Origin of the sequence: Microbulbifer sp. 2205BS26-8 (assembly GCF_030731025.1) — a bacterium.
Taxonomy (GTDB): Bacteria; Pseudomonadota; Gammaproteobacteria; order Pseudomonadales; family Cellvibrionaceae; genus Microbulbifer; species Microbulbifer spongiae.
In genome coordinates this window covers 18,486-35,281 of the sequence record NZ_JAVAMR010000001.1, presented here as the reverse complement: position 1 = coordinate 35,281, position 16,796 = coordinate 18,486, and the positions used below count along the sequence as shown (strand labels likewise).

The 16,796-nt window shown below is 56.6% G+C and carries 10 protein-coding genes; 1 reads left to right on the top strand and 9 read right to left on the bottom strand.

Annotated features, from left to right (window positions below):
• Positions 1 to 2 precede the first annotated feature (2 nt).
• From aroB to Q5Y71_RS00125, 7 genes are all read right to left on the bottom strand, one after another.
• On the bottom strand, positions 3 to 1,088 hold the full coding sequence (gene aroB, locus Q5Y71_RS00155; RefSeq protein WP_306039064.1) for a 3-dehydroquinate synthase: 1,086 nt from the start codon (positions 1,086 to 1,088) through the stop codon (positions 3 to 5).
• Between the two features lie 83 nt (positions 1,089 to 1,171).
• Positions 1,172 to 1,696, bottom strand: coding sequence for a shikimate kinase (locus Q5Y71_RS00150; RefSeq protein ID WP_306039062.1), 525 nt, complete (start codon positions 1,694 to 1,696; stop codon positions 1,172 to 1,174).
• Complete coding sequence (gene pilQ, locus Q5Y71_RS00145) at positions 1,693 to 3,876, bottom strand: type IV pilus secretin PilQ (protein WP_371876968.1); 2,184 nt, start codon at positions 3,874 to 3,876, stop codon at positions 1,693 to 1,695. The genes Q5Y71_RS00150 and pilQ overlap by 4 nt, the downstream gene beginning before the upstream one ends.
• On the bottom strand, positions 3,876 to 4,406 hold the full coding sequence (locus Q5Y71_RS00140; RefSeq protein WP_306039059.1) for a pilus assembly protein PilP: 531 nt from the start codon (positions 4,404 to 4,406) through the stop codon (positions 3,876 to 3,878). The genes pilQ and Q5Y71_RS00140 overlap by 1 nt, the downstream gene beginning before the upstream one ends.
• A complete protein-coding gene (locus Q5Y71_RS00135) occupies positions 4,403 to 5,023 on the bottom strand; it encodes a type 4a pilus biogenesis protein PilO (protein WP_306039058.1) in 621 nt (206 codons plus the stop codon). The genes Q5Y71_RS00140 and Q5Y71_RS00135 overlap by 4 nt, the downstream gene beginning before the upstream one ends.
• A gap of 12 nt (positions 5,024 to 5,035) precedes the next feature.
• The gene (locus Q5Y71_RS00130; protein ID WP_301415841.1) at positions 5,036 to 5,611 is read right to left on the bottom strand and encodes a PilN domain-containing protein; all 576 of its coding nucleotides are present in this window, start codon (positions 5,609 to 5,611) and stop codon (positions 5,036 to 5,038) included.
• A gap of 1 nt (position 5,612) precedes the next feature.
• Positions 5,613 to 6,689, bottom strand: coding sequence for a pilus assembly protein PilM (locus tag Q5Y71_RS00125; protein WP_306039057.1), 1,077 nt, complete (start codon positions 6,687 to 6,689; stop codon positions 5,613 to 5,615).
• Positions 6,690 to 6,836: 147 nt separating this feature from the next.
• On the opposite strand from Q5Y71_RS00125, the gene Q5Y71_RS00120 reads away from it, so the two are divergent.
• Entirely contained in the window at positions 6,837 to 9,494 is a 2,658-nt protein-coding gene (locus Q5Y71_RS00120) for a penicillin-binding protein 1A (RefSeq protein ID WP_306039055.1), read from the top strand.
• A 334-nt stretch (positions 9,495 to 9,828) separates the two neighbouring features.
• Here the strand turns inward: Q5Y71_RS00120 and Q5Y71_RS00115 are convergent, their stop codons facing one another.
• Both Q5Y71_RS00115 and Q5Y71_RS00110 read right to left on the bottom strand, forming a co-directional pair.
• Complete coding sequence (locus Q5Y71_RS00115; RefSeq protein ID WP_306039052.1) at positions 9,829 to 10,311, bottom strand: chemotaxis protein CheW; 483 nt, start codon at positions 10,309 to 10,311, stop codon at positions 9,829 to 9,831.
• Between the two features lie 43 nt (positions 10,312 to 10,354).
• Positions 10,355 to 16,675 (bottom strand): Hpt domain-containing protein, encoded by a 6,321-nt coding sequence (locus Q5Y71_RS00110; RefSeq protein WP_306039051.1) that lies wholly within the window; start codon positions 16,673 to 16,675, stop codon positions 10,355 to 10,357.
• Between the last annotated feature and the right edge of the window lie 121 nt (positions 16,676 to 16,796).

Below are 16,796 nucleotides of genomic sequence, written 5' to 3'. Positions count from 1 at the left end.
CATCACCTCACCCCACAGTTCTTAAGCGCTTTTATCACTTTTCCCCTCGGTGTGTCGTTGGCCACCCTGGCTTCGCCGAGCGACTTCAGCACCACCAGACGCAACCTCCCATTCACCACTTTTTTGTCTAACGCCATGGCTTGCAGAAAGTCGGCAACGGTCATCTCCGCGGGCGGCCGTTGTGGGAGCCGGGCCTTGCGCAAAAGACTCCGCAGTCGCTCGAGCAAGTTGTTGTTGATACTGCCATACAGTCGTGACAGCTCCAGTGCCAGGACCATACCAGCCGCAACCGCTTCACCGTGGAGCCAGACACCGTAGCCCTGCACCGTTTCAATCGCGTGGCCGAAGGTATGGCCAAAGTTCAATATGGCACGACGTCCGGACTCACGCTCGTCACTGGCAACCACGGCCGCCTTATCCCGGCAGCATTGATCAACGGCATAAGCCAGGATGGTTGCATCGCGTTGCAACAGGGCATCCATATTGGCTTCGAGCCAATGAAAAAACGGCGCGTCACAGATCAAACCGTATTTGATGACCTCGGCTATACCGGCGGAAAATTCCCTGTCGGGTAGGGTGGCGAGGGTATCCATATCCGCCAATACTAGGCGAGGCTGGTAAAAGGCGCCGATCATATTCTTCCCCAATGGGTGATTAACGCCGGTTTTACCGCCGACAGAGGAATCCACGAGCGCGAGCAGAGTCGTGGGTACCTGGATAAAATCCACCCCACGCTGGTAACAGGCAGCGGCAAAACCACACATATCCCCGACCACACCGCCGCCAAGAGCGATCAGAGTGGTGGTGCGGTTGTGGCGTTTCTCCAGGAGAACATCGAAGATACGGTTAACGGTATTCAGGGTTTTGAATAATTCGCCGTCGGGCAACTCGACAACATCCACCTTATCGAAGCCGGGCAGGCCATCGAGCAGTCGGGCCAGATACAGGGGTGCAACCGTTTCATTGGTTACCACACAGACCTGACGCCCACGGATAGAGGGCAACAAATATTGAGCGTCTCCGAGGAGTCTCGAGCCGATGATAATGGGGTAGCTGCGCGCTCCCAGCGCTACATTCAAGCTGTGCATGGCGCTCTCCTTCTCCCAGTTCGCATTTACCGCCGCAACGAGGAATTAAATGAGGCCCACTGTAGCACAGAGTGCCCAAGGCATTATTGGCAGAGAAAGTCTTGCAGACGTTCAGCCACCAACACGGCGGCCTGTTTGGGATTTAAATGATCGGTAGTGCAGATGACGTCTGCCACCTCGCGGTAGAGAGGCTCTCGCTCCCGCAGTATCTCTTCAATACGCTTGCGCGGATCGGGGACATACAGTAGCGGTCGATTGGCATTTTTTGACGTGCGTTCGAGCAGTTGCTCCACACCGGCCTGCAGATAGACGACGTGGCCACACTGTTGCAGCTTTCGTCGATTTTCCGCCAGCAGTACTATACCACCGCCTGTGCCAATCACTTGGCAAACCCCGCAGCACAGCTCCTCAAGCACATCACTTTCTCGTCGACGAAATCCCGCCTCCCCTTCCACATCGAAGATCCAGGGAATATCCGCCCCGGTGCGCTCTTCCAGCACCTTGTCGGTATCGGCAAACGGCAACCGCAACTGAGCCGCCAGTAATTTACCGATAGTAGACTTGCCCGCCCCCATGGGGCCGACTAAAAAAATGGAGCGACTGGTCACTTCGCAAAAAACGTTTCATCTTCCATAATCCGCGGGGTAATGAACATCAGTATCTCGCGTTTGTCATCCGTTCGAATAGACCTCTTGAACAAATTGCCCAGGTAGGGGATATCCCCCAGAAAAGGAATCTTGGTTTCACCCTCAATCACATTACTTTCGAAAATCCCACCTAAGACTATCGTTTCGCCATTGCGGACCAGCACCTTTGTCTCAAGGGAGTTGACATTGATCGAGGGAATCTGGGCGCTGTCAGTAATGTCAATATACTCACCAACACTATCCTGTTTGATATGCAAAGCCATAATAATATTATTGTCTGGGGTAATTTGCGGGACCACCTTTAGCTCCAGTATCGCCTCGCGGAAGGTGATAGAGGCGGCCCCGGAGGAGGTCGTTTCCTGATAGGGAATCTCAACACCCGACTGAAGAACTGCCTCCTGCTTGTCCCCCGTCACCACCTTTGGCTGGGAGACAACCTCCGCCATACCAGTTTCTTCCAGGGCAGACAGCTCCAAGCCAAGGTAGAAGTCCCTTTTTAGGATGGCGTAAGCAATGCTACCTGCAGCATTACTTACCCCCAAATCCACCAGTAAAGGATCAAAGTCTCCTTCTAGGGCACCAAGGGTGGTGTCTTCCTTTAAATTCAGGCTGCCAGAACTAACCCCCAGCGCATCATCACTGAGTACATGATCCCCCACATAATCCCACTTGACCCCTAGTTGGCGGGTAAAATCACTGTTTGCGGTAACAATACGGGCCTCGATCATTACCTGGCGGATCGGGACATCAATGGCCTCGATCAACTCGCGAAACTGAGCGATCTTATCCTCTGTGTCCGTGAGAATGATCGTGTTTGTACGCTCATCGACAATCGCACTGCCACGCGGGGACAATATACTGGCTTTATTGCTATCGTCGCTGTTGCCACCGGCAAACCCCCCCTGCCCCTGGCTCTCTCCTTGCTCGCCGGAAAACAACTTGAAGAGCTCACCAGCATCGGCATAGCGGACATGGATATATTCTGTGCGTAGCGGTGCCAACTCCCGCAACTGCCTGCGTGTCTCGAGTTCCTGGCGTTCCCGCTCGGCAATCTCTGCAGCCGGTGCCACCATAATGACACTGCCTTCCTGGCGCTTGTCCAGACCTTTTGCCTTTAGAATCAGGTCCAGGGCCTGATCCCAGGGGACACCATCCAGGCGCAGGGTGATACGCCCCTGCACGGTGTCGCTTGCCACCAGATTAAGGTCGGTGAAATCGGCAAAGATCTGCAGAACCGAACGTACCTCTATATCCTGAAAACTCAGTGATACTTTCTTGCCGGAAAATTCAAACGCCTTTTCTTTTTCACGAACTTCCGCAGCCGTCAGCGGTTTCACGCTCAGCACATACTCAGTATCCGCCTGATAGGCAAGATAATCATATTCGATATCTGCCGGATCAATAGCAACGACGGTGTTTCGCCCATCGTGATCAACCGTAATTGAATTCACTGGGGTCGCGAAATCCGTCACATCCAGGCGCTGGCGCAAAGAATCCGGCAACTCGGCATTGAGAAACGTGAGGTATATTTTGCCTTTGGTACGCTCAACATCAATGTTCACGGCCGGATCAGACAGGCTGATAATCACTTTCCCCTCACCGGTCTCGCCGCGGCGAAAATCGATATTGCTGATAGCCACTCTGCCAGACGTGAAGAACTGTTGATCACCGCTCAAATTGGCACCGCGATCGTGGGAATTCGGGGTGACAGGGGCGGCCACTGTGGCCCCTGTCGCCGAATCGGCGCCGATGTCCAGTACCAGTTGATTGCCCTCGCGCGCACTAGTATACACTGGTAACTGGTCCAGGTTGACAATCAGGCGCGTGCGGCCCTCGCTGGAAACGATCACCGCACTGCGGGCACCTCCTATCCCCAGGGGGTATTTTTTTCTCGGCAAAACACTCTCGACACCGGCGAAGTCCATCACAATGCGCGCTGGTTTCTCGATTGTGTACCCTGTGGGCTCGGGCGGTACGTCGTTAAATATCAGGCGCAATTGCACTCGACTATCGGGCAGCTCGGAAAACTGGATATCAGTTAGTTGATTCACCTGGGCCTGCAGAGCAGCAGGAAGTATCAACAAAACGAGCAGTAGTATCCGATACGGGGCCAAATATTTGGCGAACTGCTTATTGATCATTATCCGTTGTCCCTCTCTTTCAACGTCAGTGCCCGTGGCCTCTCAATCCAGCCGCCGGTGCCATCCGGTACAATTTCCAGTACGTCGACTTGTGAAGCCGTGGCATTCACTACGCGCCCATGGTTCTTCCCCATGTAGTTGCCGACGGTAATCCGGTGGATACCGCCGGTGCCATCATCAATCAAAGCCCAGAGCTGCCCGTCGCGGGATAGTGTGCCCACCATCGACAGGGCATCGAAGTTGACTCTTTCCAACAGCTCCCGCTGCCGATTCATATCCGGTGCGATATCGAGCTTGCGCCCCACCAGCCTCTGCTCCGACTCCAGCACCGGGCGAACAAAAGGGCTACGTCGGGCTGCAGTACTGTACACATAGGGACTATACGGCGTAAAAGTCGGTATCGGCTCCATCTGACCACGGGGCCGCCGCTCCACTTCGGCCATTCTCTCACGCAAGTCACTGTAGTCCGTATTCAGACTACATCCCGAAACCACCAGGAGAGTAACGGTGAGGACGATATACTTAATCACCCCTCTTCCTCCTGGTCTTTATAGCGATATGTCTTGGCGTTGATGACCATACTCAGAAGGCCTGCGCCATCCCGATTAGTGGTGATTTCATAGTCGTGGAGTGTGACGATACGCGGCATACCGGCAATACCACTGACAAAGGCGCCAAATTCATGGTAGCCCCCTTGAACCTCTATACGAATTGGAAGCTCCACATAGAATTCGCCCACCAATTCGTCTTCCAGTGCCACTTTTTCAATAGTAAGGCCACTGCCGCGACCATACTCGTCAATGTCCTCCAGCAGGCCCGGTACCTCGGTATCCTGCGGCAGCTGTTTGAGCAAGGCACCAAAATTCTCTTTGATTTCGACAAGCTGTGCACGATAGGCCTCCAGGTTTTCCGCTTCAAACTGCTTGCGCTCAAATTGAACAAATAATTCCTGCTCTTTTTTTGCAGCGATTTCCAGCTTGCTGTACAGGTCGCCAATCCAGACGTAATACCCAAGTCCTATCAACCCTGCCGCGACCAGGCTCAAAAGCGCAACACGCCCAGGCAGCGGCCAGATGCCCACACGACTGAAATCGATATCATTGATATCGAGATTCCTCAGTTGTTCTAGTGTATCCCCCAATGCCATGATCAGATTCCTTCAATTGTCTGCATCGGCTTGTTCACTGTCTTTTTTACGCCCACTCAGGTTGATTCCGAGCTGAAAAGCGCTCGCCTGCTCCCCAAATGCAGGACTTGCCGTGACATCCGTGAGTATGGGTGAGTCATACCAGTCTGATTGGTCCAGGTTGCGCATAAAGGATGAGACCCGATTGTTGGATTCGGCGACACCAGAAAGGGCCAAGCTATTGCCCTTACGCACAAGAGAAGTCAGCCATAGCCCCTCTGGTGTAGCCTGCACCAGCTCATCGAAATAGCGCACAGCCAGGGGGCGGTTGCCCTGCAACTCCTGGATTACCCGCATGCGATCAATCAGCTCTTGGCGGTGCTTTTTCAATTCCTTGATTTCCGCGACCTGTTTATTCAGAGCGTTGATCCTCACCTGCAGGATCTGGTTGCGCGCTTTCTGGCGATCAACCTGCTGATCCACAGTTTCCATCCAAAGAAATACAGACACCGCTGCTGCCATCACAACCAGCAGGGCAATCTGCTGAAATTCTTTTTGCTTCTGGGCCCGGTATTCCTGGCGCCAGGGGAGCAGGTTAATCTTGGCCATATCAGTATTCCTTTTCCCGCATCGCCAGGCCTGCGGCAATCAGCAGGGCCGGAGCCTCTCTGCCCAGCGCCTTGTGATTGACCCTGGAGGAGATGCTCATCCCCGCAAACGGGTTAGCGATTAACGTGGGCTTGCCCAGTTTCTCGCCAACCAGTTCAGACAAGCCTTCCATGGCCGCAACACCGCCGCAGAGCAGGATGTAATCGACATCACTGTAGGAAGTTGAAGAGTAAAAGAACTGCAGAGAACGGGTAATTTGCTGAATCACCGCGTCGCGGAAAGGTTCCAGCACCTCAGTGTGATAATCGTCCGGCAGTCCGCTACCGCCCTGGTGTTTCGCCAGGGCAGCCTCTTCCGATGACAGGCCGTAACGGCGCTGTATTTCATCGGTAAGTTGACGCCCACCGAAAAGTTGCTCACGGGTATAAACGGTCTTGCCATCCACCAAAATGGACAGAGCACTCATAGTGGCGCCAATATCCACAACAGCGGCAACCAGTTGCTCCTGTGGTGGCAATTGTCCTTCCAAAAGAGTATATATACGCTCTATGGCATAGGCTTCCACATCAACCACACCGGCTTCCAATTCGGCTTCTGCAAGCGCGGAAACGCGCTGATCAATGTTTTCGCTTCGGCATGCTGCCAGCAGAACCTCCACCTGATCCTCGCCCTTCTCAGAAGGACCCTGCACTTCGAAATCCAGACTGACTTCTTCGAGGGGGTAGGGAATGTACTGGTCTGCCTCCAGCGCAATCCGCGCCTCCAAGTCTTCATCGGAGAGATCCGCGGGCATTTCCAGCGTTTTGGTAATCACCGCCGAACCGGAAACGGCCACGGCGGCTTGACGCAGGCGGGTTTTGGATCGGCGCACCACCTTGCGGATAGCCTCAGCGGCAGCCCCGATATCGTTGATGTTTTTGTCCACCACCGCATTGGGAGGCAGGGGCTCCACGGCGTAACCCTCCACTCGATATTTATCACCATTGCGACTCAGCTCCAGCAATTTCACCGCAGTAGAGCTAATATCGAGCCCCAGCATGGCCTTTTGGCCTTTATTCAGAAAAGGGAAAATCCCCATTTTTCTTATCTTTTCCGTGGGTTATAAGAGTTTGATGTTATAGCACTTTAAATTACCCCTTCAACCGGCATTTGCATAGGTAATAGCGCACAATATTCGTATAATTATCCATCGGACCCAACAAATGAAGTACACAGAAGCCATTTCATGACCGCAAAAGTCCAAAACCGCCTGCTGGGGCTGCTCTGGCTCTGCCTCGCCGGCCTGTCGGCTACCGCCATGGTGCTCGCCAGCATTTATCTCTACCTGAAGCCGGGGCTGCCCTCCATTGAAAGCTTGCGGGATATTCGTCTGCAGACACCCCTGCGAGTCTATTCACAGGATATGAAACTGATTGGCGAATTCGGGGAAAAACGGCGCAGCCCGATTACCATCGAACAAACACCCGAGCCCTTTATCCAGGCCATTCTCGCCGCCGAGGATGCGAGCTTTTACTCCCATAACGGCGTCTCCATCAAAGGGCTGATCCGGGCCGCCTCCCAACTGATACAAACCGGCGCCATTCAGTCCGGTGGCAGCACCCTGACGATGCAAGTGGCACGCAACTTCTTTTTGAGCCGCGAGCAGCGCTTTATACGCAAATTCAATGAAATCCTGCTTTCCCTACAGATAGAGCGCGAACTCACGAAGGACGAGATCCTGACGCTGTACATTAACAAGATTTTTCTGGGTAACCGCGCCTACGGTTTCCAGGCGGCCGCCCAAGTCTACTATGGGCGCGATATCAAGGCACTCAACCTGGCCCAGTGGGCCATGATGGCGGGACTGCCGAAGGCCCCTTCCACCTTCAATCCCATTGCCAATCCAACCCGTGCACTGGTGCGCCGCAACTGGATTCTGAAGCGTATGCTGGATCTGGGGTATATCGACCAGGACGCCTACAAACACTCCATCACCGCCCCGGTCACCGCCCGCTATCACAGTCGGGACCTGGACCTGGATGCCCCTTACATTGCCGAAATGGCTCGCAAGGAGGCCGTGGCGCTGTTTGGCGATAGCGCCTATACCGATGGCTATCAGGTGGTTACAACTGTGGATAGCCGCCTTCAGGATGCGGCGCGAAAGGCCCTGCAACACGGGCTCGAAACTTACGATACCCGCCACGGCTACCGCGGCCCTGAGCAGCGTTTGCCGCCAGAACTATTGCACGATAGTGACCAACTGATTGATCTGCTCAATGAAATTCCTGTGCTCGGCGGCCTCGAGCCCGCTGTGGTCACTGCCGTCGAGCCCAGGCAGCTGCAGGTGCAGTTGCGGGACCGACGGGTGGTGGAGATTCCCTGGCGCAACGGGCTCAATGCCATTCGTCCCTACATCTCCGAGAGTGCCCGGGGCCCGCGCCTGCAATCCGCAGAAAAAATGTTTGCACCGGGCGATGTGGTGCGCCTGCGCCACATTGTCTTGACCCCTCGTAAAAACGCCAGCCATACCGCCTCGACCCCAACTGACGAGGAGATTCCCAATCCGGATCCATTTGCCGATCCCGATGAAAGCGATTCAGAGCTCTCGGAGGCGCAGGTCACCGAGGAGTGGGCGTTAGCCCAGGTGCCGGCAGCTCAGGGAGCGCTGGTTTCCATCGACCCCAAAGACGGTGCCATACGCGCTCTGGTTGGCGGCTACGATTTCCGTCAGAGCCACTTCAATCGAGTGACTCAGGCAGCGCGACAGCCAGGCTCCAGTTTCAAGCCCTTTATTTACGCCTCCGCCATAGAACGGGGCTATACGGCTGCCAGTATGATCAACGATGCGCCGATTATTTTTGAAGAAACCAACCTGCAGGATGTGTGGCGCCCCGAGAATGATGGCGGCACCTTTCTCGGACCAACCCGCTTGCGTATGGCGCTGTATAAATCACGTAACATGGTTTCCATCCGTCTGTTACAGGCCCTTGGGCTCGACTATGCCCTTGGCTTTATTGAAGGCTTCGGGTTCGAACGCAGCAAGCTCGCGCGCAATCTGACCATTGCCCTGGGCAGTTCTGCACTCACTCCCCTTGACATGGTGCGCGGCTATGCCGCCTTTGCCAACGGTGGCTACCGGGTGGAACCCTATCTGGTGGACCGGGTTTTGGATGTCAATGGCGAGGTACTCTACCAGGCACTGCCCCTTACCGTGTGTACTGATTGCCCCGAACCCGGTATCGATGCCCAGGGTTTCAAGGAGGAGCCGGTTGACCTGGCAGCTTGGCAACAGGCTGAGGAAGGCCCTGATCAGGGCAAGGGGCCCGTTAAGTTGAACGTGTTGCCGGTAGGGCCCCTGGACCCTGCAAAGAACCAGGCGCGTCCCCTGGCCCCACGCGCCATGACCGTGGAAACCACCTACATCATGGATTCCATCCTCAAGGATGTCATCAAGAAAGGAACCGGGCGCCGCGCCCTCGTGATGAAACGCGGCGATATCGCCGGTAAGACCGGCACGACCAATGGTCCCCGGGACGCATGGTTCTCCGGATACAGCCCATACCTGGCTACCAGTGCCTGGGTGGGCTTCGACTCCTATGGGGAACTCGGCAAGAATGAGTACGGTGGCTCCGCCGCGCTACCTATCTGGATCGAATTTATGTCCGCAGCTCTCAAGGGCCTGCCGGAGCGCCACCTGCCCCAACCCGACAATATCATGACCGTGCGTATCAACCCTAAGAATGGCTTGCGCACTTCCTATGGCGGCATGTTCGAGATTTTCCGAACCAATCGTGTACCCGGGCGGGAGGTCTATAACCCCTACCGCCACAGATATACCGACGACGATAGGGATATGCCCGGACGGGAACGGCCGGTTGAATCCCTGCCCGAGGAACTGTTTTAAGCCTCCCAGGACGCCTTTTAATAGCTCTGGGCAGTTTATGGCTGAATGTTCACGGGGGGAATTTGCGCTGTCATGCAGGAGGCCACTGGGCCGGCCAGAAAGGCACCACAGCCGTTACAGGATACCCAGAGCGCAAGCCGGGCTCACTATGGCCTTACCAATGCATTCTCTGCACGGGATACCTAGGGTCTCAAAACAGTTCCATGGGCAGTGTGTTTAGCGGGGGAATCTGTAGGGTAAACTCACGGTTCGCCACGTTTGCACCATCTCTTTGGCACTGTTTCCCTGTACACAGGGAAAGGCAGGCTGCCGCCCGCTTGAACCGGACACCTTGTCACTCCGCCCTGCGGTATTTTAGACAGGCACACTCCAGCCCCTGTAAATCGGGTATGACAGCCTCCTCCCCAGAGAGGGCAACGTGCATTAGTTCGCCGGGGTTCAGACATTGCTCACGCAGCGCCAGTTCTTCCGGGGTTACACGGACTAGGCGTGGAGTCCCCCGTAGTGCAAGCGCGAAAAATGGCAGGTCGCCATCGGGATTGCCACTGCTTAGAACAGCGATGCGCCCATTCTCCGAGATATCGTCGAGGGAATCACCGCGCATCACATCAAAAGACAACAGCGGCAGACGTTGCTCACGCCAGATAAGGTCCCCCAGATACCATTCAGGCGTATCGCACACAGCCACCGGAGCCTGCATCGCAATGATTTCGGAGAGACTGTCTACGGGTACCAGCATTTGCCCCTGCTGCAGGGGCAGCAACAGACTGCTTACCTCAGGGGGGACATCTACCGGTAGGGCTTCAACTTCACGCATTGCTACCTCTTGTGTTCAGGTTCTCTCTTGGGTGCCGACAACCTCATCTGCCAACAGCTGAAGTTCCCGCATACTCGCGAATGGTTTCCAGCAATACGTCTTCCTGGTAGGGCTTGCCCAGATAGTGGTTCACACCTAGCGACATGGCGTGGTCGCGATGCTTGCTACCGGTACGGGATGTGACCATCACAATGGGGATATCCCGCAGGCGACTGCTGGAGCGAATATGCCGCGCCACCTCGAAACCATCCATACGCGGCATCTCGATATCCAGCAGGATGAGGTCGGGGATCTTGTCTTGCAACTGGATCACTGCATCCTGGCCATCCTTGGCGGTATTGACGAGGTAGCCTTCGCGTTCAAGGAAGCGGGTGGTCACCTTGCGCACGGTGACTGAATCATCCACCACCATCACTGTCTGCTGGTGCTCTTCCGTCTCTCGCTTCGGCGTCGTCTGCAACTGTAATTGTGGCATTGCCGGGCGCGCCAGCTGGGTGGCCTGTCGACGCAGCAGGGCGTGGGCGTCGAGGATCACCACCACGGTGCCGTCGCCAGTTACCGTTGCCCCGGAGACCCCCTGTACGCCGGCAAACTGCGGTCCCAGACTCTTCACCACGATCTCACGGCTGCCGCGGATAGCATCCACCTGCAGCGCCATGGCATGGCCCTCGGAGCGCACCAGCAGAACCGGCAACTGCATATCGTCGACACTGAGTTTTGGCTGGGCACCCGATTTGAGCAAAGTGCCGAAATAACAGACCTCATAGCGATCACCGGCATACTCAAAGCGGGCGTCGCCGGTGCGATAGTAATGCTCCAGTTCGAAGGGGCTGAGACGTACGATGCCCTCAATGGTATTCAGGGGCAGGGCAAACAGGTCCTCACCGATTTTTACCATCAGCGCGCGATTGACAGACACGGTAAACGGCAGACGCACGACAAACTCGGTACCCGCTCCCGCCTGGGAATTGATATGCACACCGCCACCAATCTGCTTCAGCTCTGCAGAAACCACATCCATACCCACCCCACGACCGGAAATCTGGGTCACTTTTTCAGCAGTGGTAAAGCCCGCCTGCAGGATAAACTGCAGTATCTCATTATTGGACAGCTCTGCGTCCGGGCGCATCAGGCCATTTTCCACGGCTTTTTCCCGCACCTTTATTAGGTTGACTCCGGCACCATCATCGCAGATGGTCAGCACCACCTCACTGCCCTCGCGCGCCAGAGCGACCTCAATTCGACCGCGCTCGGGCTTGCCCGCAGCGAGGCGCGCCTTCGGCACTTCGATGCCGTGGTCCACTGCGTTGCGCAGCATGTGCTCCAGCGGTGCCACCATGCGCTCAAGCATGGACCGGTCCAACTCCCCTTCAACATTGGAGAACACTAGATCCACCTGTTTGCCGAGTTCTGCACTCACCTGTCGCACGATCCTGCGAAGGCGTGGCACCAGGCGGGAGAAGGGCACCATGCGGCTGCGCATCAGGCCCTCCTGCAGTTCCGTATTTACCCGCGACTGTTGCAGCAGCAGGGTCTCGGTATCCCGCGCTTTGTTATCGAGGGTGGAGCGAAGCTCCATCAGGTCAGAAGTGGATTCCAACAGGGAGCGGGACAACTGCTGGATGGAGGAATAGCGATCCATTTCCAGCGGATCGAAGTTACCGTCCTGCTCAGCGAGCTGTTCGTGCCGAAACAGGATCTGCGCCTCGGTTTCTCTATCCAGACGGCGCAACTGCTCATTGAGCCTCACCAGAGTTGAATCCATTTCGTCGAGCGCCAGTCCGAACTCACTCATCTGCTCTTCGAGCCGACCTCGTGAAATGGCGGTCTCACCGGCGAGGTTCACCAGTTCTTCCAACAGCTCAGCGGCGACGCGGACCATTTCCTGGGGCTGGTTTCTGGCGGAACCCGCTACCTCATCCGAGCCCTCCGACTTGCGGATAAACGGCAGTATGTTGCCACTGCCCTGGACAACTTCCCGTTGCGCTGGACAATCAGGGGGCTCATTCTCCTTCAGCCCTTCTGCGGATAAGGATTGCGGTGCACTCACCCCTGACCGAGCGTCAGCGGTAACATCTTCGACGGCTTGTGCCAGTTCCAGGACCACAGCCTCGCTCTCCGTCGTTTCGGCAGCACGCCCTCGGGGATCCTGATCGGCCCAGTCGGCGACCAGCAATTGCACAAAGGCTTCCGATTGTTTTCCGGACATCCAGGCGCGCAGAGTTTCAACGCCGTCGGCAATACGGTCATGGATACCGTGGGCACCGGCAAAAAACTGCCGAGAGGGCTGAATGTCATCCCGCATTTGCTCAATCACGGTTTCAAATCGGTGGGCCACTTCGCCAAGCCCCATAAGGCCAGCCATGCGCGCACCGCCTTTAAAGGTATGCAGCACCCGCTTGAGCGCTTCCGCCTGTTTCCGGTCTTCCGGTGCATCTTCCCAGTTTTGGATCAAGGCCTCCAACTCGTCGGCAAGATCAACGGCTTCCTCCATAAAGACGTCGACAACATCGGGATCGATTTCTGCGAGCAGGTTTTCTTGCTCAGCGCTTACCTCCTGGCGATACCCGGCGGCACTGACTTCCGCCACCGATGATGACTCAGCAGGGGTTGCCTCAGGTTCGCTTGTCTCCGCTGTATGCACCCCGAGTGTGGCATCTGCAGACTGTTGCGGCCCATGCTCCGGCACCGCTGCCACCTGTAGCCCTGAAAGCGCAGCGGGCGCTTTTTGCACCCCTTCACTGGTGCTGTCTACCACCGCCTTTTCAACTCCGTGCGCAGGCCCACATTCAACGGCGGTATCGCGGGACTGCTCCAGCGTCTGCACAATGCCGAATTCTGGGCCGTTAATACCCAGTTCACTCAGATCGTAATCCTCCTCGGGCACTTCGGTGACCGCCACACCTTGTGCCAGGTAACGCAGTGCCTCCCCGACAGCCTCACTCACCTCCGGCAAATCCTGCGCAGCGGCGACAGCATCAACCAGGTCCAGCAGTTCATTGTGCCCCTGTTCCAAGGACGCCCACAGCGCCGGCTCACCTTCAAGCTGACCGGAAAGTACCCTGTGGTAGACACCCAAGAGTAACTGGGAAAGCTCCGCCAGAGTCTGCAGTTGAGCGTGACTGGCCGCTTCCTGTAAAACCTTGAGTTCTTCGGCAACGAGGGTGACCTGGGACTTGTCGGCGGGATTGGCACGCCAATGATTCAGCACTTGGTCGGCATCCAGCAAAACACGCATTCCGTCGGCCATCAGCACCGCAAGCAGTTCCGGGTCCACCGCCCTGGGCTCGTTGGCCTCGCGCTCGCGGATCAAGTGGCCCACAGAGCGCTCCTGCAGCTCGGCCACTCGGGCGAGGAACTGCTCAGATCTTCCGATGCCCAACGGTTTCCCAGTGCGGATCTGGGCCAACACCTGACGTACATAGCTGGCCCCATCATTGATCAATTCCAGTATGTCGCCGTCAATCGGCACCTGATAAATACGCAACTCCTTGGCGAATCGTTCCAGCGGCGCCATCATTTCGGCGACCACGTTAATTTCCGCCATATGAGCAGAGCCTTTCAGGGTGTGCAGCGCCCGATGCAAAGGATCGCTGGGCACTCCGTAAACCGGCGCAGCGGTGCGCATATCCTCAATGAATCCGCCCACCACCGCCAAGTGGGTCTCCGCCTCTTGGGCAAAGATCTCCCAGAGTTGTGCCCGGTCCTCCCCATTGTCCTCCTCTACGGGGCTCCGAACTCTGCCGGTGCTCTGCATTTCCAGTTCCGCGGGGATACGCCCATGGCTGAGCTGCTCTGCCCAGGCTTGCAGCTGCAAGGTTTGCTGCTGATCCGGATCACCCTGACCGCCGCGAAAGGCCTCGATCATAGAGGGCAGTTTCTCGCAGACCCGCTCGACCAACCGCACATGGGCACCCTGGGGTTTCACACTGTCATCGATAATGCGGTTGAGCATGTTCTCCACCGCCCAGGCCAGCTCGCCGATATCCAGTGCCTCGACCATGCGGCCCGACCCCTTTAGGGTGTGGAAACCGCGGCGAAATTCCACCAGAGCACCCACATTGGCAAAATCGGCCGCCCAATCGGGGAAGTAATTACGAATATGGGCGAGAACTTCACCGGCCTCTTCGAGAAATATTTCTACAATCTCTTCATCGATCAGGCCCTCGTCATCACCGGTCGATGCCCGTACCCCTGTTGATTTCTCAGGCGACTCCAAAACCGGTCCAATGTGGGTATTCGCTTCCGGCGCGATGGGCGTCTCTTCATCCATTGGTATCGGTTTACCAATCGCATTTTCCAATGCCGGAGCGGATACGTGTAAAGGCTTGGGAGAATGCTCACCGCTTAGTAATCCATGCGCCTTTTCTGTAGCCGGCACCCCATCGCCTGCGGAGAGGGCATGTGCACCCTCAGTGTTATTGTCAGCCGCAATAGAGTTCTTATTGGGTACTTCAACCCGCTCAAAGAACGTCAGGGGCTCAGCAGGGGTTTCCATGCTCTCCGCCTTTGCGGAGGTGAAGGGAGTACCTCCCCCTGCAGGCTCCGCTGCAGGGCTGGACTCATGCTCCATTTCACCTTCGGCTTTCCCAGCCTCGGTACACTCCGTATCAAATAGTGCAAAAGCCTCTCTGTCCCCACCAACAGCTTCGTTCTCCGGCACTGCTTCATCTGTGGAATCGGCGATCTCGGGGGGATTCCGCCTCTCCCCCCTGAGGAGAAAACCCAGATTGGCGACACTGTCTTCGGCCAATGCCAGTAGCATCTCGGCATCCTCAAGACCCTCGCAGCGGCGCTCGAGATAATATTCAACACTGGTAATGGCATCGGCCAGGGTATCCAGCATGTGCCACTCGGGCTGCTCGGCCTTCTCGATTAGGGACTTCCCGATATAGTCCTTACAGGCGGCGATTATTTCGCTGGCGCGCCGATATCCCACCATTTCCAAGCCACCACAGACTTCCTGCAGGCGCTGTGGCACCCGGCTCAGGTAACTAATATCCCAGTGACTGGCGACATACTCCATCACCGCCTCTTTAACTGCCTCCAATCCCAGGTGCGCCTCACGCCGAACCGAATCTGTAGCATCGCCCATAATCGGCTGTTCATCATCAACCCGTTTATTGCGATCGATATTGGCCGCCAGGGCGGAATTCAGTTGTACCAGCTCGCCGGCGGCGCGCATCAGATACTCCTCAACATCGCTGCCACGGGAGGCATCGCGCAAATATCCGTATATGTCGCGGGCACGGGCGCGCTGCGTCTCAAGCCCGAGCACGCCGAGGGTATCCGCAACCCGTTTGACCACCACCGCAATTTCGCTCAGTGGCGGTTGTTCACTCGCAGCGCTGCTCGGCTCCAGGGCTTCGCGCACCCATTGAAGCTCTTCGCGCAGAGCGGTGATCGCAGTGCCGAGAGCCTCGGGGCCCATTGCCAGCACATCCTCGGTATCGGGCCGCGGTGTGCCCGGAACCGCTCTGTCCAGGCCAAAACGCAGGTACAGATCGTGGCAACGCGGACCGTTGGGGCCGGCCAGGTAGACGTAGAAAAGCAAGTTGCGCAGGAAATCTGCATCAAGGCGTGCATCCAGTACCCTGGCACCGTGGCCCTGCAGCAGGCGGAACTCCACATCGACCCTGCGCAGCAGGTGGCGCAGGGCGGGCTGTACACTGAGCCGATGCTCACCGATGGCTTCAAAGATGCCCAGCAGAACCGCCCACAGGGACTCGCGCACACTGCCGCGGTAAAGCAACTGCATCTTTTCAACAATTTTGTTCAGGTAGGCCAGGCTCTCACCGCTGTTCACATCCCGAATCAGGCCTGCCGCAGCGACGTGATACATCTTTCTCAGTTTGGTGACCAGCTCCTGCAGTTTCGCACTGTCCGCGGTCAGCGGCTGGCGCTTGCCGGTGACCTGCTCCAGAGGGGAAAGGTCGGGAGAAAAAAGCGCACCTTCTGTGATCAGACGCTCACGACGCACCGCACGCAAGTCGTTGAGAAGAGGCAGCAGGAGCACCGCATTGTCCCGACGCTGGAAAGAGACTTTTTCCAGGTACAGAGGCAACTCCAACAGCGCGCGCATAAGAAACTCACGGGTCTCTTCCGTATTTTCGATACCACCACTGGCTAACGCCTGAACCAGTTGTTCCATCTCCTCAGCCAGCATGGCCGCACCGGAAAGCTGTGCCATATGCAGGCTGCCGTGTACCTGATGGACCAGAGACAGACAGTTTTGCAACAGTGGTGCACCGGCATCTGGATCGTCAGCAAATGTCTCGAGCAGTTGACGCGCCTGCGCCATGGTCTCGTTGATTTCACCGATCAGCCAATCCAGGGCCAGGAAGTTTGGATTGTCGTGATTCACGCCAAGTCCCCAATTTTTCAATCTCTATGCAGGCGCAATACTCCGATGCGAGCCGGCTTCCATGATGATCACGAAAGCCTCGCGCGCGCCCCTGTCCACGAGGTCATCTTAAAACAACGCC